The sequence below is a fragment of the Leptospira noumeaensis genome (assembly GCF_004770765.1).
Classification (GTDB): Bacteria; Spirochaetota; Leptospiria; order Leptospirales; family Leptospiraceae; genus Leptospira_A; species Leptospira_A noumeaensis.
Genome location: NZ_RQFK01000011.1, coordinates 111,568 through 136,587 on the forward strand (window position 1 = coordinate 111,568; position 25,020 = coordinate 136,587).

28 protein-coding genes are annotated in these 25,020 nt (G+C 39.8%); 1 reads left to right on the forward strand and 27 read right to left on the reverse strand.

Annotated elements, in window-relative coordinates; all coding sequences use genetic code 11:
* Positions 1-5: 5 nt before the first annotated feature.
* The 5 genes from gspE to EHQ24_RS03675 are packed head-to-tail and all read right to left on the reverse strand — an operon-like array spanning position 6 to position 5,766.
* A complete protein-coding gene (gene gspE / locus EHQ24_RS03655) occupies positions 6-1,682 on the reverse strand; it encodes a type II secretion system ATPase GspE (RefSeq protein ID WP_135600342.1) in 1,677 nt (558 codons plus the stop codon).
* Complete coding sequence (gene gspD / locus EHQ24_RS03660; protein WP_135600343.1) at positions 1,679-3,439, reverse strand: type II secretion system secretin GspD; 1,761 nt, start codon at positions 3,437-3,439, stop codon at positions 1,679-1,681. Before gspD ends, gspE begins: the two co-directional genes overlap by 4 nt.
* Before the next feature lies 1 nt (position 3,440).
* Entirely contained in the window at positions 3,441-4,355 is a 915-nt protein-coding gene (locus EHQ24_RS03665) for a general secretion pathway protein GspC (RefSeq protein WP_135600344.1), read from the reverse strand.
* A gap of 29 nt (positions 4,356-4,384) precedes the next feature.
* Complete coding sequence (locus EHQ24_RS03670) at positions 4,385-5,380, reverse strand: peptidoglycan DD-metalloendopeptidase family protein (RefSeq protein WP_135600345.1); 996 nt, start codon at positions 5,378-5,380, stop codon at positions 4,385-4,387.
* Between the two features lie 20 nt (positions 5,381-5,400).
* On the reverse strand, positions 5,401-5,766 hold the full coding sequence (locus tag EHQ24_RS03675) for a type II secretion system-associated lipoprotein (protein ID WP_341867235.1): 366 nt from the start codon (positions 5,764-5,766) through the stop codon (positions 5,401-5,403).
* A gap of 114 nt (positions 5,767-5,880) precedes the next feature.
* On the opposite strand from EHQ24_RS03675, the gene EHQ24_RS03680 reads away from it, so the two are divergent.
* Complete coding sequence (locus EHQ24_RS03680; RefSeq protein ID WP_244310286.1) at positions 5,881-7,332, forward strand: ATP-binding protein; 1,452 nt, start codon at positions 5,881-5,883, stop codon at positions 7,330-7,332.
* Here the strand turns inward: EHQ24_RS03680 and EHQ24_RS03685 are convergent, their stop codons facing one another.
* The 22 genes from EHQ24_RS03685 to lptB all read right to left on the reverse strand — a co-directional run bounded on the left by EHQ24_RS03685 (position 7,333) and on the right by lptB (position 25,005).
* On the reverse strand, positions 7,333-7,533 hold the full coding sequence (locus tag EHQ24_RS03685) for a hypothetical protein (protein ID WP_004788727.1): 201 nt from the start codon (positions 7,531-7,533) through the stop codon (positions 7,333-7,335).
* A gap of 103 nt (positions 7,534-7,636) precedes the next feature.
* Positions 7,637-7,987: a YraN family protein gene (locus tag EHQ24_RS03690; protein ID WP_135600347.1), complete on the reverse strand. Its 351-nt coding sequence runs from the start codon at positions 7,985-7,987 to the stop codon at positions 7,637-7,639.
* Between the two features lie 22 nt (positions 7,988-8,009).
* The gene (locus EHQ24_RS03695; protein ID WP_135600348.1) at positions 8,010-9,197 is read right to left on the reverse strand and encodes a cyclic di-GMP phosphodiesterase; all 1,188 of its coding nucleotides are present in this window, start codon (positions 9,195-9,197) and stop codon (positions 8,010-8,012) included.
* 34 nt (positions 9,198-9,231) lie between these two features.
* On the reverse strand, positions 9,232-9,492 hold the full coding sequence (locus EHQ24_RS03700; protein ID WP_135600349.1) for an EscU/YscU/HrcU family type III secretion system export apparatus switch protein: 261 nt from the start codon (positions 9,490-9,492) through the stop codon (positions 9,232-9,234).
* Positions 9,489-10,151: a hypothetical protein gene (locus tag EHQ24_RS03705; RefSeq protein ID WP_135600350.1), complete on the reverse strand. Its 663-nt coding sequence runs from the start codon at positions 10,149-10,151 to the stop codon at positions 9,489-9,491. Before EHQ24_RS03705 ends, EHQ24_RS03700 begins: the two co-directional genes overlap by 4 nt.
* Positions 10,132-10,782: a ribonuclease HII gene (locus tag EHQ24_RS03710; RefSeq protein ID WP_244310287.1), complete on the reverse strand. Its 651-nt coding sequence runs from the start codon at positions 10,780-10,782 to the stop codon at positions 10,132-10,134. The genes EHQ24_RS03705 and EHQ24_RS03710 overlap by 20 nt, the downstream gene beginning before the upstream one ends.
* 113 nt (positions 10,783-10,895) lie before the next feature.
* Complete coding sequence (gene rplS / locus EHQ24_RS03715) at positions 10,896-11,333, reverse strand: 50S ribosomal protein L19 (RefSeq protein ID WP_167481627.1); 438 nt, start codon at positions 11,331-11,333, stop codon at positions 10,896-10,898.
* Positions 11,334-11,341: 8 nt separating this feature from the next.
* Entirely contained in the window at positions 11,342-11,995 is a 654-nt protein-coding gene (trmD, locus tag EHQ24_RS03720) for a tRNA (guanosine(37)-N1)-methyltransferase TrmD (RefSeq protein ID WP_135600353.1), read from the reverse strand.
* The gene (gene rimM, locus EHQ24_RS03725; protein ID WP_135600354.1) at positions 11,985-12,521 is read right to left on the reverse strand and encodes a ribosome maturation factor RimM; all 537 of its coding nucleotides are present in this window, start codon (positions 12,519-12,521) and stop codon (positions 11,985-11,987) included. Before rimM ends, trmD begins: the two co-directional genes overlap by 11 nt.
* Entirely contained in the window at positions 12,511-12,741 is a 231-nt protein-coding gene (locus EHQ24_RS03730) for a KH domain-containing protein (protein WP_002974362.1), read from the reverse strand. The genes rimM and EHQ24_RS03730 overlap by 11 nt, the downstream gene beginning before the upstream one ends.
* Positions 12,742-12,748: 7 nt before the next feature.
* Positions 12,749-13,006, reverse strand: coding sequence for a 30S ribosomal protein S16 (gene rpsP / locus EHQ24_RS03735; protein WP_002973959.1), 258 nt, complete (start codon positions 13,004-13,006; stop codon positions 12,749-12,751).
* 47 nt (positions 13,007-13,053) lie between these two features.
* Positions 13,054-13,716 (reverse strand): ribulose-phosphate 3-epimerase, encoded by a 663-nt coding sequence (rpe, locus tag EHQ24_RS03740; RefSeq protein ID WP_135600355.1) that lies wholly within the window; start codon positions 13,714-13,716, stop codon positions 13,054-13,056.
* Position 13,717: 1 nt separating this feature from the next.
* Positions 13,718-14,737, reverse strand: coding sequence for a PASTA domain-containing protein (locus EHQ24_RS03745; protein ID WP_135600356.1), 1,020 nt, complete (start codon positions 14,735-14,737; stop codon positions 13,718-13,720).
* On the reverse strand, positions 14,734-15,702 hold the full coding sequence (gene fmt, locus EHQ24_RS03750; protein WP_135600357.1) for a methionyl-tRNA formyltransferase: 969 nt from the start codon (positions 15,700-15,702) through the stop codon (positions 14,734-14,736). Before fmt ends, EHQ24_RS03745 begins: the two co-directional genes overlap by 4 nt.
* A gap of 11 nt (positions 15,703-15,713) precedes the next feature.
* Positions 15,714-17,666, reverse strand: a complete 1,953-nt coding sequence (gene priA / locus EHQ24_RS03755) for a replication restart helicase PriA (RefSeq protein ID WP_135600358.1) — start codon at positions 17,664-17,666, stop codon at positions 15,714-15,716.
* A gap of 1 nt (position 17,667) precedes the next feature.
* Positions 17,668-18,486, reverse strand: coding sequence for a hypothetical protein (locus tag EHQ24_RS03760; RefSeq protein WP_135600359.1), 819 nt, complete (start codon positions 18,484-18,486; stop codon positions 17,668-17,670).
* Between the two features lies 1 nt (position 18,487).
* Positions 18,488-19,840: a sigma-54-dependent transcriptional regulator gene (locus EHQ24_RS03765; protein ID WP_135600360.1), complete on the reverse strand. Its 1,353-nt coding sequence runs from the start codon at positions 19,838-19,840 to the stop codon at positions 18,488-18,490.
* Positions 19,840-21,663 (reverse strand): LIC_11548 family sensor histidine kinase, encoded by a 1,824-nt coding sequence (locus EHQ24_RS03770; protein ID WP_135600361.1) that lies wholly within the window; start codon positions 21,661-21,663, stop codon positions 19,840-19,842. The genes EHQ24_RS03765 and EHQ24_RS03770 overlap by 1 nt, the downstream gene beginning before the upstream one ends.
* On the reverse strand, positions 21,653-21,928 hold the full coding sequence (locus tag EHQ24_RS03775) for an HPr family phosphocarrier protein (RefSeq protein WP_135600362.1): 276 nt from the start codon (positions 21,926-21,928) through the stop codon (positions 21,653-21,655). The genes EHQ24_RS03770 and EHQ24_RS03775 overlap by 11 nt, the downstream gene beginning before the upstream one ends.
* The gene (gene hprK, locus EHQ24_RS03780; RefSeq protein ID WP_135600363.1) at positions 21,903-22,871 is read right to left on the reverse strand and encodes an HPr(Ser) kinase/phosphatase; all 969 of its coding nucleotides are present in this window, start codon (positions 22,869-22,871) and stop codon (positions 21,903-21,905) included. Before hprK ends, EHQ24_RS03775 begins: the two co-directional genes overlap by 26 nt.
* A gap of 4 nt (positions 22,872-22,875) precedes the next feature.
* Positions 22,876-24,297: an RNA polymerase factor sigma-54 gene (gene rpoN / locus EHQ24_RS03785; RefSeq protein WP_135600364.1), complete on the reverse strand. Its 1,422-nt coding sequence runs from the start codon at positions 24,295-24,297 to the stop codon at positions 22,876-22,878.
* Positions 24,298-25,005: an LPS export ABC transporter ATP-binding protein gene (gene lptB, locus EHQ24_RS03790; protein WP_135592366.1), complete on the reverse strand. Its 708-nt coding sequence runs from the start codon at positions 25,003-25,005 to the stop codon at positions 24,298-24,300.
* Positions 25,006-25,020: the final 15 nt, after the last annotated feature.

The window sequence follows — 25,020 nt, forward strand, 5'->3', positions numbered from 1 at the left end:
AAAAATTAAGATACCCGAAGGACTTCTTCTGGAGTCGTAACACCTTCAATCACCTTAAATTTGCCATAATCTTGCAAAGTAGAAAGTCCATTTTTCAATGCGATTTCTTTAATGCGATTGGCATCAGCACCTTGCAAAATGGCACGTTTGATTTCATCATTCATAGTGAGAAGTTCATACAAACCTGTTCGGCCTTTGTATCCAGAATTTAGACAAGAAGAACAACCTTTCCCCCGATACAAAACTCCATTTTTTAATTCTTTTCTTTGGATTCCAAGACCTGCTAAATCTTTATCTGTAGGTTTGTAACTTGTTTTACAATCCTTACAAATCACACGAACAAGCCTTTGTGCCATAAAACCTAACACAGAACTTGTGATAAGGTATGGTTCTATCCCCATATCCACAAGCCTTGTCACAGCAGAAGAAGCATCATTGGTGTGGAGAGTAGAAAACACTAAGTGACCAGTGAGCGAGGCTTGGATGGCAATCCTTGCCGTTTCCTCATCCCGGATCTCCCCTACCATCACCACATCCGGATCTTGACGAAGGATGGAACGAAGGCCCGCAGCAAAAGTGAGGCCAATTTTTTCGTTCATTTGCATCTGCGAAATTCCATCCATCTGGTATTCCACCGGATCTTCGCAGGTGATGATGTTTCGTTCTTCCGTATTGATTTCAGAAAGTGCGGAATAGAGTGTTGTCGATTTACCGGATCCCGTAGGACCTGTGACTAAAATGATTCCATAAGGTTTATAAATTAAATTTTTAAAGTCATTCAAAATTTCCTTATTAAAACCCATGGTTTCAATGGAATATTTTTGATCAGTTTTATTTAGGATCCTCATTACGATCCTTTCTCCGAATTGACATGGAATGATGGAAACCCGAACATCCACATCCTTTCCAGCTAACCTAAGCTTGATCCTACCATCTTGTGGCAACCGGTTTTCCGCAATGTTCAAATTCGACATGATTTTGATACGCGTGGAAATTCCCGCCAAATAAGACTTAGGTGGATTTAAAACCTTTTGTAAAACACCGTCCACCCGGTAACGAACCACAACTGATTTTTCAAATGGTTCCACGTGGATATCCGATGCCCTTTCGGAGACCGCTTGTGATAAAATCACATTCACCATTTTGATGATGGGAGCTTCGTTTGAAAGATCTAATGCATCGGATTCAAAGGCATCGGAGAGATCACCGAAACTTCCATCCATTTCATCCATCATCTCTTTGGCTTCGGCAGTGGTTTTGTCGAACTGAGAATGGATGATCCTCATAATTTCGTTTTCTGTTGCGAGAACGAATTGGATTTCGTAACCTTTTAAAAATGACCTCATATCATCCATCGGATGGAGGTCAGTCGGATCAGAAGTGGCAACGACTACTTTTTTGCCTTTGACAGAAACTGGAACAATTTTGGAACGTTGGACAAGTTTCAGAGGGATTTTTCCAAAAACTTCATCACTACCAATAAACTCAAGTTTGTCGACAAAATCCATTCGATGGAGTTTCGATAGCGCTTTTAGAATGTCTGTTTCGGAAGCGAGACCTTTTTTTTGGATGATATGAGTGATGGGAAGATTGGTTTTTTCCTGTTGTTTGGAAATATCCTCGAGATCCTTAATGGTAAGGATCCCATCTTCTAGTAGGATTTGGCCTAAACTCTTTCTCATCGTAGTTTCTTTTCTCGTTCGTCGACCATCCTTTCTTGTTCATTTTTCTTTTGGATGGTGATACGATCTGATTTGTCTCGGTCGTCTAGGATATGCGGTGTTAAAAACACCATCAAATTGGTTTTACGATTTTGATTCGTAGTCCTTCGGAATAGGGTTCCGAGTAATGGAATCTCCCCTAAAATCGGGATTTTTTGCACTTTCTTCTGTTTGTCATTAGAAAGTAAACCCCCAATCACGATGGTTTGGATATTATCCACAACGATAGTTGTTTTGATATCCCGTTTGTTAAACGTCGGGTTACCGCCTGTGGCTTCGGAAGATATCCCTGCCACGTTTTTAATCTCTTGGTAAAGATCTAAAGTGATACGGTTGTTTTTGTTAATATGTGGAGTGAATTTGAGTTTAATCCCAGTGGGGCGATATTCAAAGTTAGCAACGGTTACCGCGTTGTCACCACCAAGACCGGCATTCCGGTTCTGGGTTCGAACGGGAACATCTTGACCCACATTGATTTCAGCCTCTTGGTTGTCCAAGGTCAAAATCTGTGGAGCAGACAATACATTAAAATTTTCGTTGGTTGAGTTTGCGTTTAAGATACCAATGATTTGTCGGCCCCCACGTTGAATGAAACCGAGGGAAAATCCAGAAAGTGTGTTTACGGTTGTGGGCCGACCATTTTTATCAATCACACCACCTGTAGCCGCAAGACCCGTGTTAAACTGTCCGTAAGCCAATTCCTGGTAACGCCAATCGATACCGAAATCATTTAAGTCAGTGGAACTTAGTTCCACGATCAGAACCTCAAGTAACACTTGTTTTCTGGGGGTATCTAGAATTTTAATGATTTTTTTGATTTCTTCCCATTCTTGTGGGGTCGCTGTCACAATCAGTGAGTTTGATTCTTTGTGCGCAACAGCTTTGATTTTATCTTGTTTGCCAGGAACTTTTGGTGCTTGTGCTACTGGTTGTTGCTGCGGCGGTTTTCCATCGGGCCCAGGTTCTCCTGGTGGTCCTTGTGTAGGTGCCGCAGGGGCATCGGGCATATCCAACTTTACTAAAATGGCAGCCAGCTTCTCAGCTTCATTGTATTCTAAAGTATAAATATGAATGTCTCCCGCAGAGGAGATGGAACCTGGGCCATCTGCACGAACATCCAAATTATCAACTAACTTGAGTAATTTGTTGATATCGGCAGTGGATCCGGAAAAAATCAAAGTGTTTTGGTTTTTAGGAATGATGATATCGGTATCAGGAGAGGTAACTCTTTTTAAAATGGGTTCGAGTTCGATAGCATTTGAAAATTCCAAAGGAACAATTTGAGTGATCGTTTTATTCAGCGAAACTTCTGATTCAGAAACAGGATCTTTACCAATCCGAACAATGGGTGATTTGGCAAGAGCATCTTTGATTTTCACCACTTTGATGAGATCGTTTTCTTCGATCAGACCAAAACCTTGTGTTTCCAAAACGGATTTCATAAATCCGTAAGCGTCTTCGATTTTAACGCGTTTCTGAGAAATGATGGTGATTTTTTTTCCTTTCACCGCATCATCAATGAGAATGTTTCTTTTGATGATGGCACTCATCCCCATTAAAAAGTCTTTGAGTTCAGTGTCACGCCAATCAGCTGTAAAACTAGCTGGTTCTGGAGAAGATTTGGATTTGATTTGTTTCCCTTTTTCTTGGGAAAATCCAGGTGTTACAAATACATAAAGGCAAATACTGATTACAACGATGGGAAGACGATTTCTCATTTTAATTCCGAATGATAAATTCATATGTGATTATTTTGCCTTGTCTCTCTAAATCCACTGTAATTTTCGGGGCTTGTTTGATCGAACCCCAAATTTCCAACATTTTCTCTGTTTCGTTCAGTGGCATTCCATTGACTCGTTTGATGATATCCCCACCACGAGCGCCGAGGGAATAAAACACATGGTCTTTTGCCACCTGATAGATCTTGTAACCCTCGATCTTTCCGTCTACCAAATGAGGGCCAAACCTTGCATTTTTATAGATGGTATTCGGGTCTTTTAGTTTCCGATTCACGTCCTCACGGGAAAGAACTTTTTGAACCGTTTGGCTGGATGGCCCTAAATTCGAGACGGCAGCTGCATCTTTCGGACGAATTCGTTCTTTGGCTTGTGCGGGAGTTTCACCAATATTCACCCGAAGGCTAAGTCCACCCTTTTTTAGTACAACGTAATGTTGTTCAATGGTTTGGACTTTGTAACCACCCACCATCTCACCGGTTCCATATTCTTCCGAATCGTTGTTTTGTTTTTCGCGGACGGTAACCCGAGCAAAAGACCAGTGTCCAGATAGTGTCCCGGTGATGAGCATTTGGTCATCGTCCCCATTGTCCTGGGCAATTTCTGGATCGAGTGGAGCCCCATCTGCCCCACGTTTGGTGGCATCATTGGGATCATAGACCTGACCACGAATGAGGTTTCCTGTGACCACATCTTCATAGGTACTTACGGCCAAAATGACTTCTTGGCGCATTTGTTTAGGACGAGTATTGCCTGCGACACTGATCCCCGTTTCTGTAGAAAACAAAAGTAAGAGGACAAGTTTTAACAGGTAAGCAAGAGAAAAAGAAAAGAGTAAAACTGCCGGAATCAATGTCAAAAACTGACTCGACTGGATTCTTTGAAGGATTAAATTCATGCTCCCCACAAACCGGAGGTGGGCTCCGATTACATTCCGGCTACTTCAGATTTAGGGAGTCGAGTGACTTGTTTTTCCGTGATGCTAAGAGCTGATTCAGGATTCATAATTTTCCCGTTTCGAAACACTTCAAAATGCAGATGTGCTCCTGTTGCTGTTCCTGTCCTTCCGACAAGGGCAACCACACGACCCATCTTCACCGTTTCCCCAACCTCAACTAAAATCTGTGAACAATGGGCGTAAACTGTTTTATAACCATTTTTATGTTGGATGGTGACTGAATTGCCATACCCACCGTTGCGGCCAGTAAATACAACTTCCCCATCGGCAGAAGAAAGAACCGGAGCCCCTACTTTGGCTGCAAGGTCTAGGCCCGTATGATAGACTCGATTATATTTATTAAAAGGATCCACACGCCTTCCAAAACGAGAAGTAACGCGACTTTGTGGAACTGGCATAATGAAGATTTTTTTCAAAACCACTCTCGAAGAAGAAGCATTCTTAACTTGGACTGGAACTTCCAAAACTTGGCCAATTTTTAATTGGTCATTTGTCAGCCCATTGTGTTTTTTTAATTTAGCGAGTTCAATGGAAAAGGAACGAGCAATCTTCGATAGATTGTCTTTTTTTTGTACAGTATATTTTTTTAATACAATTCCTGATTCGTGTACAACAGTATTACTCACAACTGGGGACACATCAATGTATTTTGGTAAGTCGAGGGAAGCAAGTTCCACTTCTTCGTCTTCACCTGCGGCGTTGACACCAACAGAAAAAAGTTTATGGATCTCTGCTTCTTGTGATTGGGATCCAAAGAGGCGGAACATTCCTTGTTCCCCACCGGGAAGGGATTCATTGATTTCTGCATGAATTTTTTGAAATGGGTTTGCCGAAAGGCCAGTCCCCGAAAGAACCAAAAGCAAAAATGATACCAATCGGGAGATCTTCACAGATAAAATATCGGGCAACCGAGGGAAGAATCTTGAACTAGAAACAAAGAAAGAAAAAAAACGAACTACTTGCAACTAAACGACTTCCCAAAACTTTATTTCTTTTTTTTAACACTGGGTTCAACAAGAGTGAATTTTTTTCCCACCCACTCTTCAATATCTTCCAAGTCATACTGCCTTTTTTTCACATCATCATTGATGATGTAATCAGCCAATTTTCCAAGAGAAGACTCTCTCGACTCTGCTACAGGATAAACCTTCAATTTCAAAAGAGAAGGTGTGGATTCAATGTAGATCTTAACAAGAGTACCTTTCTTCCAAACTTCTGCTTGTGAAAACTTGATCTCTTCTTGTGTCAGATACGTCTTTCCATCATAGTATTCATTGATTTCTCTTAGTTTTTCTTTTTTGATCAACCGTTGGGAACAATGACTGAACGCAAGGAGAAGAACGAGGGGAATTACACGAATGATACTACAATCCAAAGCAAACTCTCAGGAAAAGTCACCATGATGCCTTAATTATGAAAAGCCTTTTTTATTTTTTGGCCCAAAAGAGGAATTTCCAGACCCAACATGGATGTGATCCCCAAACGCGCAGAAGTTGGAAGTTTGTTATACGAGTGGAATGGAACCAAAGAAATCCAAGTGGAAGTGGGAATTCGGAGGGGACTTCCGCAGTTCCAAATTTTAGGATCTGCTTCCGTATCCACAAAAGAGTCCAAAGATCGCATCCGTTTGGCTCTAGAGGCCTCTGGGTTTCAGTTTCCACTCGAAACCATCATCATCAATTTAAAACCCGCCCATATCCCTAAACGAATGGTCTGTTTGGACTTAGCCATGGCCGCTGGAATCCTTTTAGCAACAGACCAAATTCCAAACCCAAATTACCCCATTCGGTATTTGGGTGGCCTGGGTCTTGACGGACGCATTCTAGGCGGAAAGGAACTTCTACCTTACCTTTGGCAAAGTCCGGAATCCATAGACCAATCCTTTTGCCTCCCGGTCTCTCTGGAAAAGGAATCTCTCCCCAGAGGCCGGTACCAATTCCTAAACCATCTCGAAGATTTAAAATACCTACCGACAACAACACCTAACAGAAGAGAAGTGGAAGTATTACCATCAGAGAATCCGAGTTGGGATACCGTCCATTTAGATCCCTACCAAATGAAGGTTTTTCAAGGTTTGTTATATTCCCTTCTGGGAAACCACCATAGCCTACTTCTGGGAAGTCCCGGAACAGGAAAAACAATGCTTCACCGGATGCTAGAATCCCTACTCCCACCAAAAGGATCCAGAGACCAAGCAAACCAAGGCATTTGGACATCCAATGGTGAATTTGAGGTTCCTTCCACCAAACGTCCCTTTCGTTCCCCACACCATTCCGCAACCGAAGTGGGTCTCGTCGGCGGAGGCCTTCCCTTCCAACCAGGAGAAATATCCAAAGCCTATGGCGGGATTTTATACCTAGACGAAGCTTTGGAATTTAAAGATCGAATTTTAGAGAGCCTTCGAATGCCCATGGAAGATTCCTATTTGGAAATCGTTCGAATGAATGAAATCACAAAACTAAAAACAGATTTTACTCTTATGCTTTCTACCAATCCATGCCCTTGTGGAAACTACCACAGCAGTCATACATGTCATTGTTCCTTACAAAAGATTCGTTTGTATTTGCAAAAAATAAGTGGAGCTTTTTTGGATCGTATCACCATCTTTCAAACGTTATTTGAAACTACGAATGATCGGTGTATCAAACTTGAAGAATTAAAAATGAGACAAATGATTCAGGATCGTTTTTTATTTCGAAACTCTCGAGTGGTTTCAGAAAATGAAGAAACTAAATTTCAAAAAATCTTGGATCAGGAACAACAAACCAAACAATTATCCTTACGAAAGAAAAAACAAATCATTTCTCTTGCAAGAACCATTGCTGACTGGAACCTCTCCTCCCGAACGAAGGAAGTACACATCTGGGAGGCAGTTGAATATTGTATCGGATACCAGTGGATTTATAGTTTAGGGTAATTACTTCGAAATAAAATGCGAAATTTCCATCGCGATTTTATTTATCGCATAATCCATGTAAGCTGGATCATCGATCTTTTTTTTGTAATTCTCGAATTTTTTCTGAATGGTAGATGCCATTCCCCTTTTCCGGAGTAATACCGGATCTGGTCCAAATTCGTCGGTTTCTGCTAAATTCCCAAAAATACTAAATTGACTCATGTGGTTACTTCCTTGTAACAATCAAACTCTCATCCTTGAGAGCGTTTTCCCTTATGGGATACATGATCAATCGGCCCGGTACAAAAATCCCTTGATGAAGTATTTAGAAGATTGACGAATAAAAACGAACTTCCTTTTTTTCAGTGATATGGATCAAATTAAATGAAGGTGTTAGGTGATAAAAAGCAGGAATCTCTTTTAGTAAATAGTAATATACCTTCCGCATTCTCCTGCGTTTTGTCTCATGAAAACATTCTAGAGGGTGAAATCCGCTACTTTCCTTCCAGAACTTCACCTCGGAACAATGGAGAAAATCGTCTTTAAAACTAATTATGTCTAATTCGCCGTAAGCCTTTCGGTAGTTTTGAAAAAGAACCAAATGCCCTTCTGATTCCAAAAAACCTTTTGCCAGACTTTCACCAACCCTACCTTTTTCTGTTTTTTCCCAAACCATAGAGAAAACGGACTAAAAGAGATTAGTAAATCTGGGAAAAGGGTATGGCTTGTTGGATGTACAGATTTAAGTCTTTCATTAGATCCACAAATTCTAAATGTTTGAGGCGTTTGCCTTCTGGATCTTTTGTGACTCGAATGACTGGACGAAGCGGTTTGTCTTTATTGGATTCAATGACCATACCCATTCTTAGGTCAGAAAGAATGACTCCGGATCCCACGGGAAACATAGAAAGTTTATTTAAAAACAAACGCACCATTTTTAAATCAAAACGGTTCACGTTTTCACTGATCATGATCTTCATTGCTTCATAAGGAAGTATGGCCTGTCTGTAAGGCCTTGGATGGATCATGGCAGCAAATTGGTCTGCGATCATAAACACTTTTGTGAGTTCTTCAATTTGGTTGGCAAGAATTCTCTGCGGATACCCAGATCCATCCAAGGCTTCATGGTGTTGTAAGGCTACAATGGCGAGTGAGTTTTTTAATTTTAATCTTTGGGTGAGAATTTGGTATCCGGTCACCGGATGGCGTTTGATGGTTTTTAAATCTAGTTCCGAAAGGGCACCTTTTTTTTCAGAAACCTCTTCAGGAACAGTTACCATTCCAATATCAGCAAAAAGAGAAGCCAATGCCAAATCAATCAGTTTGGGTCTAGAAAACTCTAGAAAATTTCCGAGCATCACTGAAAAAAATGTCGCATAACAAATATGAGTGTATAAAAAATAACCGGAATGAGAATGGGATAAAAGTAAAATGGGGATTTGTGCGTTTGCTTTCGTATGGTCAGCGATTCGTTCTGCAATTTCTCGAAACTCACGAATCTCCGTATAACGTCCTTCAGACGCTGATTTATAAGTTTTTTGAACCAAATCAAAACAATCTTTAAATACAGCATTGAACTCTACCTTAGTGGTATTTGCTTTTTCTAATAAATATTTATATCGCGTGGAATTTTCATCATCTTGGTAAAAAGGAAGATTGGTATCGAAGTAACCAGGCCCAGCACCTGAGGCAGTTTTATCTCCTCCATCGGCCATTACCTTTTCTCCATCAGTTAAAACAAAGGTGATTCCAAATTGAACCAGTCGGTCTAAGTCTTGTTGTGTGATGGGTTGGTCAGCGCCGACAAAAACAGTGTCTTTATCCAAATAAATTGACTTAGTAAACTTCGAACCAGGTTCTAAGTCACGAATGGAGATTTTCCGCATAATTGCGTAAATCCTAGTAAGAAGCGTAGAAACTTCAATTGTTTTTCTTTTGTCTCTCCAAAACGAGGATTCGAAACACTGCCGCCACAGCTTCATACAATTCTCTGGGAATTTCTTTCCCATTAGGGAGATGATCTAAGGTTTGAATCATCACTTCATCACGTATGACAAGGACACCTGACTCACGAGCAATCCGAATCAGATTTTCCGCAAACCTTCCTTCTGCTTTCGCAACCAGTTTCGGTGCAGCATGTAAAGTTGGATCATAGGCAAGGGCTGCCATTTTTTGTTTCATCTATAATCCCCGTTAAAGGAATCTCCCACCCAAGTTTCGATTTGCACCGATCGAACTTGGGGAAAGTCCCGAACAAAACCGAGAAATGAATTGGTAAAATCCTCTCCTTGGATTGACCTTTCTGTCGTAAGTTGTACGAGGATGGGTTTCTCTTTTTCGGGATCATAATGGAACTGGATTCCCATAGCACCAGTCTCTTTGGATTCCCAAAACACATAGAGAACCAAACCCTTGTTTTTTGGTTCCACAACCATTTGTAATGATTCCTTGGCATCCGGATTTACATAAGAAAGAAGATCTGTAAAACCAGTTTCCCCCAATAGATAATTCCAAAGGGGTTTTAGATCTGAAACTTCATTAGCCTTTGGATCGGACTGGGCCGCAACCCACTGGGACCAACGGAAAAGGTTTTCCGCTTTCCTTGCGTTGGTTTGCATTTCCGGATCGGAACCTTTTGCCAGAAGAGAGATCGAATGGTTTCCATCGTTTGATTTCGTGGCACTCATTTTGGACTTAAGAAAACTTCCTTCCAAAGGGAGTAACCGTTGTCCGAATGTTTTGGTTTCTTTTGAGAAAAAGTGATCCTTACTCTGGTGGGTCAACTTTCCCAAAGAAAAAATTTGCGGGAGAGAATGGAAATTAGAAAAGAGAGGGCTCACTTCCCTCTCTTCGGAGAAATTTACAAAAACTCAACCTGTGTATGGGAGAAATTCCAAGTTTCAAAAGGGCATCTCTATGTTCTTCGGTTCCGTAACCCTTATGTTTGGCAAACCCATAACCCGGATACTTTTGATCCATCTTTTCCATATACTCATCTCTGTAGGTTTTGGCAAGGATCGATGCCGCAGAAATCGAAGGAATCAAATCATCCCCCTTGGGAAGAGAAAAATAACCTTCTATGGGTTTTGTGATCTTTAGTTTATAATTTCCATCTGCCAAAAGATAGGGCTTACCGTTTAACAATTTGTCTTTATTGCGATTTGTCTCTTCATCGTAAGCAGAAGTTGACAAATACAATTTTTCATTCTCTGTTATGTTTGGTTCAAATGGTTGTAGGTTTGTTGGCAAACACCGGTTCATCCCATAAAAGATGGCTTGGTTGATATTATAACGATCGATAAACTTTGCACTCACAAAGGTCACACGAAAATAAGAAACATACTTTAGAATTTCTGTACGGAGTTCGATTCGTTTGGGTTCAGGAATTTTTTTGGAGTCTCGAAGACCTTTTAAGATTTCGCCACTTTTTATTTTTTCTAATGTTTTGAGGTCAAAGGAAACACAACCCACAGAAACGGGGCCGGCAAGCGTACCACGACCTGCTTCATCCAGTGAAAAACAGGTCAGGTGAGGGATTTGAAATTCAGGAAAGAACGGCCGAGTGACGACCGTTTCAAGAGAAATTATGCGCTAGGTGCTTCTGCAGCTTTTGCTTGTGCAAGAGCGGCTTTAGAAGCCTCATCCTGTCTCTTTTTATCTTTGGCAACAATAGCTTGTCCGCCTTTTCTTTCTTTGATACGTCCTGCTTTTCCTTTTTTATCACGGAGATAGAAAAGTTTTGCACGACGAACAGATCCTTTACGAACGAGTTCGATCTTTGCAATTCTTGGGCTATGAAGTGGGAAAATTCTTTCCACTCCAATATCATAAGACACTCGTCTTACCGTGAAAGTTTTGCTTTGTGATTTGTTCGCAATGGAGATCACAATGCCTTCGTAAACCTGAACACGTTCTTTTCCAGATTCAACGATTTTGTAGTGAACTTTTACAGTATCACCAATTTCGAAATTAAGTTCGTTCTTTGCTTCGCCTGCGAGTGCTGTTTCTAGAATCTGATTCATGACTTCCTCTAAGAATGATTTCTTGTTTTGCGGTTTTTTTGCCGCCATTTCCGGATCTCTTCATGATGTCCACCGAGGAGCACATCAGGAACTGTCCAACCCATAAAATCATAGGGTTTTGTATACTGGGGGTATTCTAATTCTTCCGTTTCGTTGTGCGACTCTTCTAGAAGGCTTTCTTCTTTTCCTAAAAATCCCGGAACAAACCGAGAAAGGCAATCAGCAACAACGAGAGCAGCTAAATCCCCCGATGAAATAACATAGTTTCCAATGGCCACTTCCCTGTCAATTAAATGCTCCGTGACACGATGGTCGACCCCTTCGTAATAGCCAGAAATAAAGGTCAGAGTCTCTGAGGACTCGTAAATCTCCCGTGCCAGAGTTTGGTTGAAAAGTTCCCCCGAGGGGCTAAGTAAGATGACCTTCCCTTTATTTTCGCCGAGGGATTCTAAGGCCCGGTAAATCGGACCCACCTGTAAAAGCATCCCCGGTCCACCCCCATAAATGGTATCATCCACCTTTTGGTGTTTGTTGTCAGCGAAGTCACGGAGATGGACGGTATTGATTTCGACCACCCCTTGTTTCACCGCTTTGCCCGGAATTCCGCTATCAAAATAGGAGGTAATTTTTTCTGGGAAAAGGGTGATGAAATTAAACTTCAATCCACTGCTCCCAGCCTATGATTTCTAAAGTTTTAGTTTCTAAGTTCCAATCACCGACAAACCGGTTGAGGAAAGGAATGAGAACAGTTTCCCCTTCGCCGTTTTTTGGTTTTAGTTCCAAAATGGGATGAGCAGGGTTGTCAATGACTTGGGTCACAATATAATTCAGCGATTGGCTCGTTTCTTTGGAAATGGCAAGAAGGCCGACTAAATCTTCGGTGTAAATTTCGCCTTCTGTGGGTTTGGGTAAATCTTCCCTTTTCCATAACAAAGAAAATCCACGGTATTTGATGACAGTTTCCGGAGTTTCAAAACCCTTTAGTTTGGCTAGGTAATGATTTCCATTGAGTTTGAGTTCCTCGATTTGAATCGTGGACTGATTCCCACGAGGGTCTTCGACTGTGCAGGTGAACGGTGGTTTGACAGAATTTAAGGTATCACCTTCAGTGAAAACTTTGATGAACCCTTTGATTCCATGTGAGGATCCAATGACCCCCACTTTCACTAAACTTGGTTTAGTCGACAATTTCTAAAGTATAGTTTTTGCCTTGTTTGGTTCCGGCTGCTTGTAAAACAGTACGCAAAGATTTTGCAATCCTTCCGTTTTTTCCGATCACCTTACCTAGGTCTTTGGCTGCTACCCGAAGTTCGATCACTGTTTCTTCCTCTCCGGGGACTTGGTTGACAGCCACTTGTTCTGGTTGGTCAACGAGAGATGTAACGATATAACGAACTAAGGATTCCATGTATCAATTAACCTTTGAATTTTGACCAAACGTCGTCTTTTTTCAAAAGAGCAAGAACTGTATCAGTAGGTTGAGCACCTTTTTTTAACCAAGAAAGAGTTTTCTCTTCATTGAAAGTTGCTTTTTTCACAGAGGAAGTGGATGGGTGAAAATGCCCAATCGCTTCAATGAACTTTCCGTCACGCGGAGCACGAATGTCTGCTGCTACGATGCGATAGTGCGGGTCTGCTTTTGTTCCCGTTCTTTGTAATCTTAATTTAACCAAGGAAAAATACCCCTTTTATAGCGAGTTTTTTAAATAAGGACGATCTGTCAAGAGCGAGTTCTAGCACTTGCAGCGAGTTCTTTTAATTTTTTGCCCTGTGCGTTCGGATCTCCCGTTTTATAGAGCCCAGAACCCACAACTGTAATGTCCACACCGAGTTTTGCGAGTTCTTCCATATTGGATTCGTTCACACCCCCATCCACTTCGAGTTCGATATTGTAGGGTTTCGTGAGTTTACGAACTGCTGCGATCTTTTCAAATCCTGATTTCACAAAGGACTGTCCATAAAATCCAGGATCGACAGTCATGAGTAAGACAAGATCCAAATAAGGAAGGATTTGCGAAATGGATTCTGGAGGTGTTTGGGGATTGAGAGACACACCCACTTTGATTCCAGCTTTTCGAATCTCTTCTGCAAGTCTTACCGAGAAATTCGTAGTTTCAATATGGAAAGTGATACAATAAGGATTGAGGTCAAAGTATTTGGGAACATGAAGTTCCGGGTTACTCACCATCAAATGAACATCGAGCGGTATTTGTGTATGGGACTTTACTTCTTTGGTAAAGGCTTCTCCAAAAGAAATTTGAGGGACAAAGTTTCCATCCATCACATCAATGTGAATGAGGTCGATATTTTCCTGTTTGTAAGTGGGAAGTTCCTCTGAGAGTCCCGTCAGTTTTGCAGCAAGGATTGATGCAGAAATTTTCATATTAATAAGTTCCCTTTAATTTCCAAACCTTGGCGACACCGGTTTCTTTACCGAAAAGAGTCACCTTTACATTTCCAGCTCTATGAATGAGAAATCGAACTGGTTCATCTTCTTTAAGTTTTTGGTTGGTAAATATTTCTTTTTCGATTTGTGTATCTTCCCCAGGTTTTGTAAACTCGAGTTTTGCTGAGTACAGATCATCATCATCCACTTCATATTCCAAAAATTCATAATCTTGAACAAAAGTTTCAGAAGGTTTTAAAAAGAAGGCACCAACTTCTGCACCAGTTTGTTTTAACTCGAAAGAAGAAACTAAACCATGATCTTCACGAAACTCTGGTTTGGTGGCTTCTTTTAGAAGATAAGGGATTTTTTTTCTTTGTAAAAAATCGACAACAAAAGGAACGGGTGTTCCTACAAACTTTGTTGAATCCAAAGGTTCATTTAAGGATTGGGTGGATTTTTTTTCTGTATTTGGTTCTGTAACGAGTAAGTAAATTTTTTCGCCGGAATGTGTTTCCTTTCCTGGAGCCGGAATTTGGTCAATGATTGTGTCAGCAGGTTCATCACCAACAGCAGGAACATAAGTGATCCCACCAATTTGTAAAGGAACATATACTTCACCGGATAATACTTTTTCTAAAATGGCTTTGGCACGTTTTAAGTCTTGTCCTTTGACATCAGGAATGGTCACCCGATCAAATCCAATGTTTACCGTGAGATAAAGTTTGGAACCCGCTTCGACTTCTTTACCAGGATCAATGGATTGAGCCAGAATGATCCCGTCGGTTTTTTCAGGGATTCTTTGGGTTTCTAAACGGACTTTGAGTTGGAGTCTTTGTAATTCGTTATGAACCTCAATGTAGTTTTTACCAATCACATATGGCATCATTACCTTTTGTTCTTCTTTGGTTCGAACAACGACCACAAGAAAGGCTGCAACAAAAAATACAAGAAGCCCCAATCCAACAAATAGAACATAACCACTGTAAGGTAGGATTTTTAGAAACTTTTCTTTCACGTAAATGATTCTCCGGCTAAAACCCGCGCCCCATTAAAAAACTCAAATCCTTTCATGGGTTTTTTCCCTTCGGGTTGTAAGGTATCTATACCAAGCAGGTTTCCGTCTCCACAGAGGCAGAAAAGCCTTTTTTTCTGGTATAGGAAAAAGGAACCAGGTGCGAGATCCGGTGGAATTGGAACGGGTTCCTCATCGGCTTTGAGGAGAAACGAAGAGATAAGGATCAGTTTTTTTCCTCGAAATTCGGTCACAGCCAAAGGATCTGGGAACAAGGCACGAATGCGGTTGTGGATGTTTTTTGCCGGTTCCGACCATTGGATGGGACGGTCGTTTGCCGTGATTTTTTTGCAGTGAGTGGCCTCATTGGCATTCTGCGGCTTCGAAGTCCAAGCGGTTCCCGTAGATTCCAGTTCCCTTAAAAGCCGAATGAGTTCTTCAGCCCCTTCTTTTGTAATCGATTGCAAAAGGGAAGCTGTAGTTTCTATGGTTTCCACCTTCCAAGATTTCTGGGAAATGATATCGCCCGAATCCACTTCCTTGGCTAAAAACTGAATCGTAAATCCTGAGTTTTCCTCTCCACTCAAAAGAAAACTTTGAACAGGGGAAGCTCCGCGGTATTTCGGTAACAAACTTCCATGGAGATTGATGCTTCCAAATTTCGGATCTTGGAAGACATTCTCTGGAACAATCGATCCGTAGGCATACACAATATGAACGGGGGAAGCATAGGATAAAATTTGTTTTTGTGCCTCTTCATCGGTTCGGAGTTTTGGAGACTGGATGACGGGGATTCCTTTGGCAATTGCCAGTTCCTTTACGGGTGTGGGTGTGATGATTTGTTTTCTTCCCACAGGTTTGTCAATGTTCGTCACAACAAAATCCACTTGGATTCCTGCATCCAGTAAGATAGAGAGTAATTCCTTGGAATGTTCTGGTGATCCAAAGTATCCGATTGAAAGTTTCATCATTTTTCCTATTAAACAAGTTCCAGAGGATCCAAATCATATTCAATATAACATTTGGAATCGACTTTAAATTTAGATTTTGTTTCCCGTAAAAGATTACGTAAACCAGTTATGGATTTGGATTTTAACAAAATATGATATCTGAAGTTATTATCAATTTTATAAAAAGGACATTGGCTTGGCCCAAGAAGGGTAACAGATGCATCCATATTTTCTTTTAAAAGTTCTGAATATACAACAGATTGTTTGTTAGCAATTTCTTCATATTTAGACCGAAACACAAGTCTCGCCAAACGAGAAAAAGGTGGATAAAACAGATCTCTACGAAATGTTAACTCCCAGTCAAAAAAAGCAGGGTAGTTTTGTTCCATCGCCATTTTGAGTACAGGATGTTCTGGATCATTGGATTGGATGAGGACTTCGCCTTTTTTTTCACCCCGACCCGCCCTTCCTGCTACTTGTGAAATGAGAGAATACGTTCTTTCGCTACTACGAAAGTCAGGAACCCCTAGTCCATGATTGGCATTTAAAATTCCTACAAGAGTCACATTCGCATAATCAAGACCCTTCGCTATCATTTGTGTACCTGTCAGGATGTCTAAATTTCCTTCGCCTAACTTTTCGAGAACGTCGCGAGTCACTTCTTTATTTTTGGAACTGTCCTGGTCTAATCGTTCGATCCTTGCTTTTGGGAAATGGGATAACAAATACTCTTCTAATTTTTGAGTCCCTGCCCCAAACAAGTCCAACTCATCTCCATGAATTTGTTTTAGGTTACTAAAAGTCGACTTATATCCACAAAGGTGACAACGAACGGTTTTGTCAGAATGATAACAAAGTGTAGCTGTACATTTTGGGCAATGAACGAATTCTTTTGTGGTCGTAGAATAAATAAAAGGATTATACCCTCTCCGATTCAGAAGGATGATGGTTTGTTCTTCCTTTTTCAAACGGTCTGCCACTTTAAACTGTAAATCACCAGAAAGAAGTTCGTTATCTTCTTTTTTCTCTGTAATTTCTACAGTGGGAAGTGAGGCGTGAGGATTGGCCCTTTCTTTTAGTTCCGAATAACCAATTTGGCCTGCTTTTGCTAAGTAAAAAATCTCAAGGCTCGGTGTGGCAGAACCTAATAACAATTTACCGTTTGTTTTTAGAATTCTTTGTAATGCCACTTGGCGGGCATGGTAACGAGGGGCACCATGTTCTTTGTAAGACCCGTCATGTTCCTCATCTAAAATGATCAATTCGATATCGGACAAAGGAGCAAACACAGCAGAACGGGTTCCGATACAAATTCGTTTTTTTCCTTCCTTTAAATCCAAATAGTTTTGGAATTTTTCTGAAGTTCGGAGATGGGAGTGTAATACAGCCACTTGCCCTGGAAAAATCCTTTCAATCCTTGTGATGGTGGGGTAAGTGAGAGAAATTTCTGGAACAAGAAAAATCACAGATCCTTTGGGTTTTCGTAAAACCTCTGCCATGAGATGCAGATACACTTCCGTTTTTCCACTTCCGGTAACACCGTATAACAAATATGTGTTGGAATTTTGACCTGTCCTTATTTCATCCAAGGCTTTTTTTTGTGAACTATTTAAGGGATGTAATAAATCTGATTGGATATGGACTGGGCTTTGTTTTTCTTGTTTTCTTTTTTTTCCTTTCGGAACCATAAGAAACAAAGCTTCCCCGAGAGAAGACAAATAGTTTTCAGCCATCCACTCTGCCAAATCCAACTGCTCTTCGGTAAGGACTGGATCCAAATCAATTTGTTTTAGAATGGAAAGAGTTTCATAATTTGGTTCATTCGAATGAATTTCAATGACAACCCCTTCCCATTCCTTTCCATTCAGTGAAACAAGAACTCGAACTCCTCTAGTCAAATTTTCCATTGATTGCGGAATTTCATACGTGAGAGTTTTACTTTCCCAAGATAGATTGAGGGCCACTTCCGCAAATTGAATCATATTAGAGATATGGTTTTAAAAGACTTAGGTGGGAGATAAAACTATCTTCCAATTCCTGTTTCTCTTTTCCGTATTGAAAAAGATTACTTTCCGAATCAGTTTTTTTAGCCTTTTCACCAAGGAACACAAGAGCTTCTGGAGACCTGGTAGTGACAATAGGAATAGAAAGTCCAGACAAATCCCACTTCGTTTCTTTACCCAGAAATTCTTTAGCCTTTTCGGCACCAAACAATAATTTGGCGGATGATCCTAATATCACAATGGATTTGATTCCATATTCATCTACGGTATCTTTTACGTGAAATTTACAGTTTTCGACTCTGGTTTGCCAATCGGTTTCTTTTGAATCTGTATTAGAAAAATTGCAAGCAGGGTATTCTTGGTAATAAAACTCTTCGAAAGAAAATCCAAATACCTTTTGGATGAGTTCCCCCCAGCTACTTTCCGTTAATTTGTCTTTAAATATCTGATTTGGTTTGGTTTTTGTAAATGGTTTTTCTTTAGGACCTGTTGCCCCGGAATAGTGTAATACTAGGACAGGTTTCCTTCCTTTATGAAGGAACTGGCGCACACCACTGAGTTTTCCCTGACAAAGGGTACAAGAAAAATTTACCAAATCTTTGTTATTTCTCTGGTTTTCTTTCTGTTGTTTTTTCTGGATTTCTATGGATTCGGGAACCTTGGATTTCCATGGAAAAACAAAGTCGCTAGGATCTTGTTCCTCTTGAAATCGGTAAACAGATACCGATTTGTTTTGGATTAAAAATTTGGTTTCTTTGAGAATGTCTGTAAAACGTTCTAATATTGATTTTTGATCCATACTAACCTTCGTTCAACTGTTCCACAGAAATATTTAAGGAACGTAATTTCCGATACAAGTGAGTTCTTTCAATTCCTAATGCTTTAGATGTTCTTGTCACATTCCCTTCGCAAATTTGTAAGGTTTTGATGATGTATTGCCTTTCGAACTCTTCCTTGGCATGTTTCAAATCTCCACGAGCCACCATTTCATTGGCTTTTTTAAATCCGTGTAAGGCTTCCTTTACATCTTTGGCGCGGATGGTATCTCCTGGAACAAGAATACTCAATCGCTCTAAAATATTTCCAAGTTCTCTGACATTTCCTGGCCAAAAATGTGTGGTAAGGGCATCTAGTCCTTCTCTATCAATGGTTTTGGGTGAAAGTTTATTTTCCGAAATGGATTTTTTTAAATAAAATTCTGCAAGTAAAGGGATGTCTAAATTCCTTTCGCGTAATGGCGGTAACTCGAGTGGAATCACACTGAGAGCATAATATAAATCTTCGCGAAATCTTCCTTCTCGAATGGCCTCTTCCACATTGGAGTTTGTGGCCGCAATGATTCGAACATCCACTGGAACCGAATCGTGTCCGCCCACACGTTCTAATTTTTGTTCTAAAATCACCTTTAAAACTTTGGATTGGATGGAAAGAGGCAAATCACAAACCTCATCCAAAAACAAAGTTCCATTCCCGGCAGCTTCCCATTTTCCAATTTTGATTTCGTTTTTGGTTTGGTTTCCATGGATTTCCATTCCAAATAACTCTTGTTCTAAGGTCTCTTCGGGAATGGCTGCACAATTGAATTCGATATAAGGTTCTGATTTTCTTTTGGAATTTTGGTGGATGGCCCTTGCCGTTAGTTCCTTTCCCGTTCCATTTTCACCGAAGATAAAAACACGAGCGTTGGTTTGTGCGGCTTGGAAAATCGCAAACTTAACCCGTTTGATGGATAAAGACTCTCCTAAAATTTCATCTACTTCGAGTTGGAATTCTGGAATTTCATGATCTTTGGTTTTTTCCAATGCAAGTTCAATGGTTTGAATGACCTTTTCAATCGAAAGTGGTTTTTCTAAAAAATCAATCGCGCCTTTTTTGGTAGCATTCACTGCTAGTTCAATGGTTCCATGTCCCGAAATCATCACAATCGGCAAACCAGAATACAATTTTTTACATTCATCTAAAATACTCAAGCCGTCTTCCTTTCCGACCCAAACATCGAGTAAAACAAGAGAAGGTCTTTCCTTGGCTAATGCTTTTAAGAGTGCTTTCCCATTCGCAAAATCTTCAACCAAATAGTCTTCATCTTCCAAAATCACTCGTAAAGATTTTCGAATTTCTTTTTCATCATCCAAAATATAAATGAGTTTTTGCATTAATGACTATCCAACGGGAGTTCAATTCTAAATTTACAGCCACCTAACTTTGAATCTTCTACTAAAATATGTCCATGGTGGTCAATGATGGTTTTTTGTACGATTGCAAGTCCAATTCCCGATCCATGGTTTTCCTTAGTGGAAAAATAAGGTTCAAAAATTTTTTCTTTCCATTCCGCCTTCAAACCTGGGCCAGAATCATCAATTTCAATCACAATGGACTTTCTGAGTGCTCTTTTTTGTAACTTGGACATGATTCTAATTTTTTTCCGTTTTAGGCTTAAAATATCCATTTCTTCTTTCGAATTTTCGGTAGATTGGATTGCCTCAACGGCATTTTTGACTAAGTTATTGATGACACCGAGAAACAAACGTTTATCGAGAAAAACCTCAGGTAAATTTTCTGCTAACTTTAGTTCAAATTCAATGTCAGTGGTATCTTTAAAGAGGGCAACTGCTTCTTCCAAAATAGGATTTAGTTTTTGATTGATAAGAACAGGAACTGGCATTCGTGCAAATTCACTAAACTCTTTCACAAGATGTTCAAGAACTCTTACCTGACCAATGATAGTTTCCGTTGCATCAAAAATTACAGATTCTAAATTTTCTGATTTTGGATTCTGAAATTTTCTTTGAATCCTCTGAGCAGATAGTTGAATCGGAGTAAGAGGATTTTTAATTTCATGAGCCATTCGTTGTGCCACTTCTTTCCATGCAGCAATTCTTTGGGTATGCATTAACTCTTCCGATTTTGCATCCAAATCACGTACCATTTGGTTGAAACTATCGATGAGAATTCCCATTTCACCTTCTTCCGTTTTTTCCAAACGGATATCTGCTTCTCCTAGAGAGACTTTTTTTGTTGCGTTGGCCAAGTTGATGATAGGGCGTGAGATCCTTCTTGCAAACAAAAAGGAAAACAAAATGGCTATGAGAAACATAGCAAAGGAAAAGGAAGCAATTGTAATTCGAACACTAAAGGGTATTTTTTCTTTCCACAAACTTACTTTTTCATAAGTAGAAGTCGCATTAACAATGTTTAGAACATCCGCCTCCATCCCCTTGTGGATTCTCTGTCCTACATAAACTTCCCTACTTTCATCTAAAAAAAATTTACAAAATAAATAAGAACGATCATTCAAATACAGCCGAGAAATATAGATCCCTGGCTGTTTGGATTCTAAAAATTCAAGACCTTTAATGTATCTGTATAAACCTTTAGATTCAAAACTGAGAACCCCATAGTTGATAAATCCCAAGTAGTATTCGTTATGTTCAAAAAGTCCATTTTCAACGCCCTTTTGAAAAACAGTATACCCATCGGATGTTTGACCATACAAACGAGAACGTAAAATACTTACCTTTTCTAAAAATTCAGACTCTATTTCTTTTTCCTCATTTTGAATGATCAGACCCGCTGACCGAAGTGCATTGGAAATATCAACTCGGTAAAAACCCTCAATTAATCTCCCTGTTAAGTTAGAAGAAAGAATGAATATAGGCAAAGAAGGGATCAGGGCAACAAACAAAAAAGCAAGCGTTAGGCGATATCGAATCGAACTACGAATTTTTCCAGTTTCTCGGTTACGGCGGTTGCGATAGACGTAACTTAAGATTAAGGAAAGGATAAAAAATGGTATTAAAATGAAAACATAAGTATCTATTTTAGAGAAAAAAGAAATGTCTTCTTCTTCTCGAAAAAAAACCAACTCGGAAAATCCGATAGATATTCCTAAGGTAAGAAAAAAGATAAAAATATCACGTAAATAGTATCTGTTTTCATCAGACAAACGTGGGATGAGTTTCAATAACCTAATTGGCATTGGTTTCAAAATTACGACTAACCAAAGATTCTAAAGCGAGAATTGCCTCCTCTTCTCTTTTCCCATCAGCCTTAACAGAAAACTCGGTTCCAGGCCCAAGCGCCAACATCATTAGGCCCATAATGGATTTCCCATTCACTTCTATGTCGTCCTTGATGACAAAAATTTCACAAGGAAAACTTGCTGCCATCTTTACAAACAAAGAGGCAGGTCTTGCGTGAAGGCCCGAACTATCTTCTCTAATCTTTAACTGGATTTGTTTCAATGGAATTCTGTTGGATGTAAGTATTTAGTTTATTCGAAAATTCTTTTGCGCTGTTTTTTCCCATTTTGCGTAAACGTTGGTTCATTGCTGCCGTTTCTACAATGATAGGAATGTTTCTTCCAGGTTTGACTGGAATTTCAATGTATGGAACTGAAACACCTAAAATTTCTTCCGTACTTTGTTCGATTCCGGTTCGTTCATAATCACCAGAAGTTTGTTCTTCCCATTCTTTTAAGTTTATGATGAGTTCAATGAGTTTATGATCTCTTACCGATCCAACACCAAACAGATCTTTGATGTTTAGTATACCCAGACCACGAATCTCCATATGATGACGGAGTAAATCGGAACAAGAACCAATGAGATAACTTTCACTTAGGCGACGGATCTCCACCATATCATCGGCGACGAGCCTATGACCACGTTCAATGAGTTCAAGTGCTGTTTCACTTTTTCCAACTCCCGAACGACCCGTAAGCAAAGTTCCAATTCCAAATACTTCAATGAGTACACCATGACGCATCGTTCGTGGAGCGAGGGCTCTATCTAAAATTTGGGAAATTAAAGTAATGAATCTATGAGTGGCAATTTCCGTTTTAAAAAGCGGGATCCCTTTGGTTTTGGCTCTTTCGACAAAAGGAATTTGTGGTTCGTTCCCATGTGTATAAATAATACAATTCAAATGGAATTCAAAAAATTTATCAGTGATTTCATTGAGTTTTTCTTCTGATAAAGAATTGAGATAAGCCCATTCCCCTTTGCCTAAAATCTGAATGCGATCATTGGCAAAAAAATCAAAAAATCCAGTGAGTGATAATCCAGGTCGATTGATTTCTGCATTATTGATACGATTCGATAACCCGGCTTCGCCTGTGATCAAATTCAACTGTAGATCTTCATGATCTCTTAAAATTGTATCAACTGTGATCCCAGGAACTGGCATTGGTTTACCCCTTTAGAGAACTGATCCGTTTCCTTTCATTGGAAGGCAGGATTCTTAAGACCTTTCTATATTTTGCAACCGTCCGCCTTGCAATTTCAATTCCTTTTTTCTCCATAAGTTCCACGATATCCTGATCAGATAAAGGATTGTTTTCGTCTTCGTCCTTTACCAAATTCCGAATGATCTCGTGGATTTTTTTGGAACTCTCTTTTCCTCCTTCAGAAGACTTAACTCCCGAAGAAAAAAACCATTTGAGTTCGAAAATTCCCCAAGTGGTTTGGATGTATTTATTTGTTGTTATGCGAGAGATTGTAGACTCATGTAAATTTAACTTTTCAGCAACTTCCTTTAAGGTGAGTGGTTTGATAAAACCGATTCCTCCTCGGAAAAAATCCACCTGAAAATCAATGATACAACTGACAACACGTTGTAAAGTTTGTCTTCTTTGTTGGATGGAACGAATGAGCCACTGAGCGGAACTAAATTTTGTTTGAAAATATTCCTTTTCCTTCGGTGGTAATTTTTGATTTAAAAGCTCTCTGTATTCTTCTTGGATGGATAGTTTTGGCAACCATTCATCGTTAATAAAAATATTAAATTCGTTTCCTATCGCTTTTACAACTACGTCTGCGACGACGTAATCAATTTTTCTACCTTGGTAGGTTGTGGCAGGGTATGGTTCTAATTTTTTAATTAACCGAGCCAAGGTTAAAATTTCTTCTTCCGTGATTTTTAAGTTTTTAGCGATTTTTTTATAATCTACTTTTTCAAGGTCAGACAAAAACTCCCCAATCAGTTGGTGCAAAAGGTGGTTATCGGGAAAAAGAATTTTTCCCTGGATGAGAAGGGTTTCCTGCATATCACGAGCACCAATCCCAATGGGATCGAGTTCGTTCACAACCTGCAAAACTCGCCGAACTTTTGTTTCGGGATATCCCATTTCTTTTGAAACAAGAGTTAAGTCATCGGTGATAAATCCTTTGTCATCAATCATACTAATCAGAACTTCACCAATTTCAAATTCCAATTTGGTAAGTTTGATAAGCCTTAATTGGTTGAGTAAATGTTCTTCTAATGTTTCCCCACGAGTGGATGATTCTATGTATTTTTGGTTCCTATCACTGGCTTCGGTATCATAAGAACGTGGCCCCTCTAAAGAATAAGAATCCTGCCAATTGACATCTGTACTTTTTTCATGATTTAGTTTTTCTAAACGTTTTACTTCATCGATCGAAAAAAGTTCAGGCATTTTTGTTTTTTCATCCACTCCGACTTCATCCAATAATGGATTTTCCAAAAGTTCATTTTGAATTTTATCGGAAAGTTCTAATGTAGATAAAGATAACAATTCGATGGACTGACGTAAGTCCTGGGTCATCACTAATTTCTGCGTTTGGCGTTGTGAAAGTGAAGCCCCGAGTTTCATTTATAATTTAAAATCCTCACCTAAATAAATTCGTCTAGTTTCTGGGTCATTAATCAAATCATCAGCCGTACCAGAAATTAAAATCCGTCCGCTGTACATGATATAGGCTCTATCAGTAATTTTTAATGTTTCTCTAACATTATGGTCTGTAATCAAAATTCCAAGCCCCCTTTCCTTTAAGGATTGGATTACATTTTGAATGTCTTTCACCGCAATTGGATCAACACCAGCAAAAGGTTCGTCAAGTAGGATAAAGTCGGGATTGGTAACAAGGGCTCTTGCAATTTCACAGCGCCGCCTCTCACCACCGGACAAAGTGTATCCTTTTTGGTTGGCCACTCGCATGATTTGTAATTCCATAAGGAGTTCGTCCCTGCGACGAATGATTTCATCACCCGGGAGGTTCATGGTTTCCAAAATGGCTTCTAAGTTTTCGGCAACTGTCAATTTGCGGAAGATACTTGCTTCCTGTGCCAAATAACCCACACCCATCCTTGCGCGGATATGCATGGGTGCCTTTGTCAAATCTTCATTGTCAATAAACACATGACCTTCATCAGGAGTGACAAAACCTACACTCATATAAAAACTCGTTGTTTTTCCAGCCCCATTAGGCCCAAGTAAACCAACAATTTCGCCTTTTCTAATATAAAAACTAACGCCATCGACTACTTTGCGTTTGTTATAGATTTTTACTAAATTTTCCATCCGGAATGTTTTTAC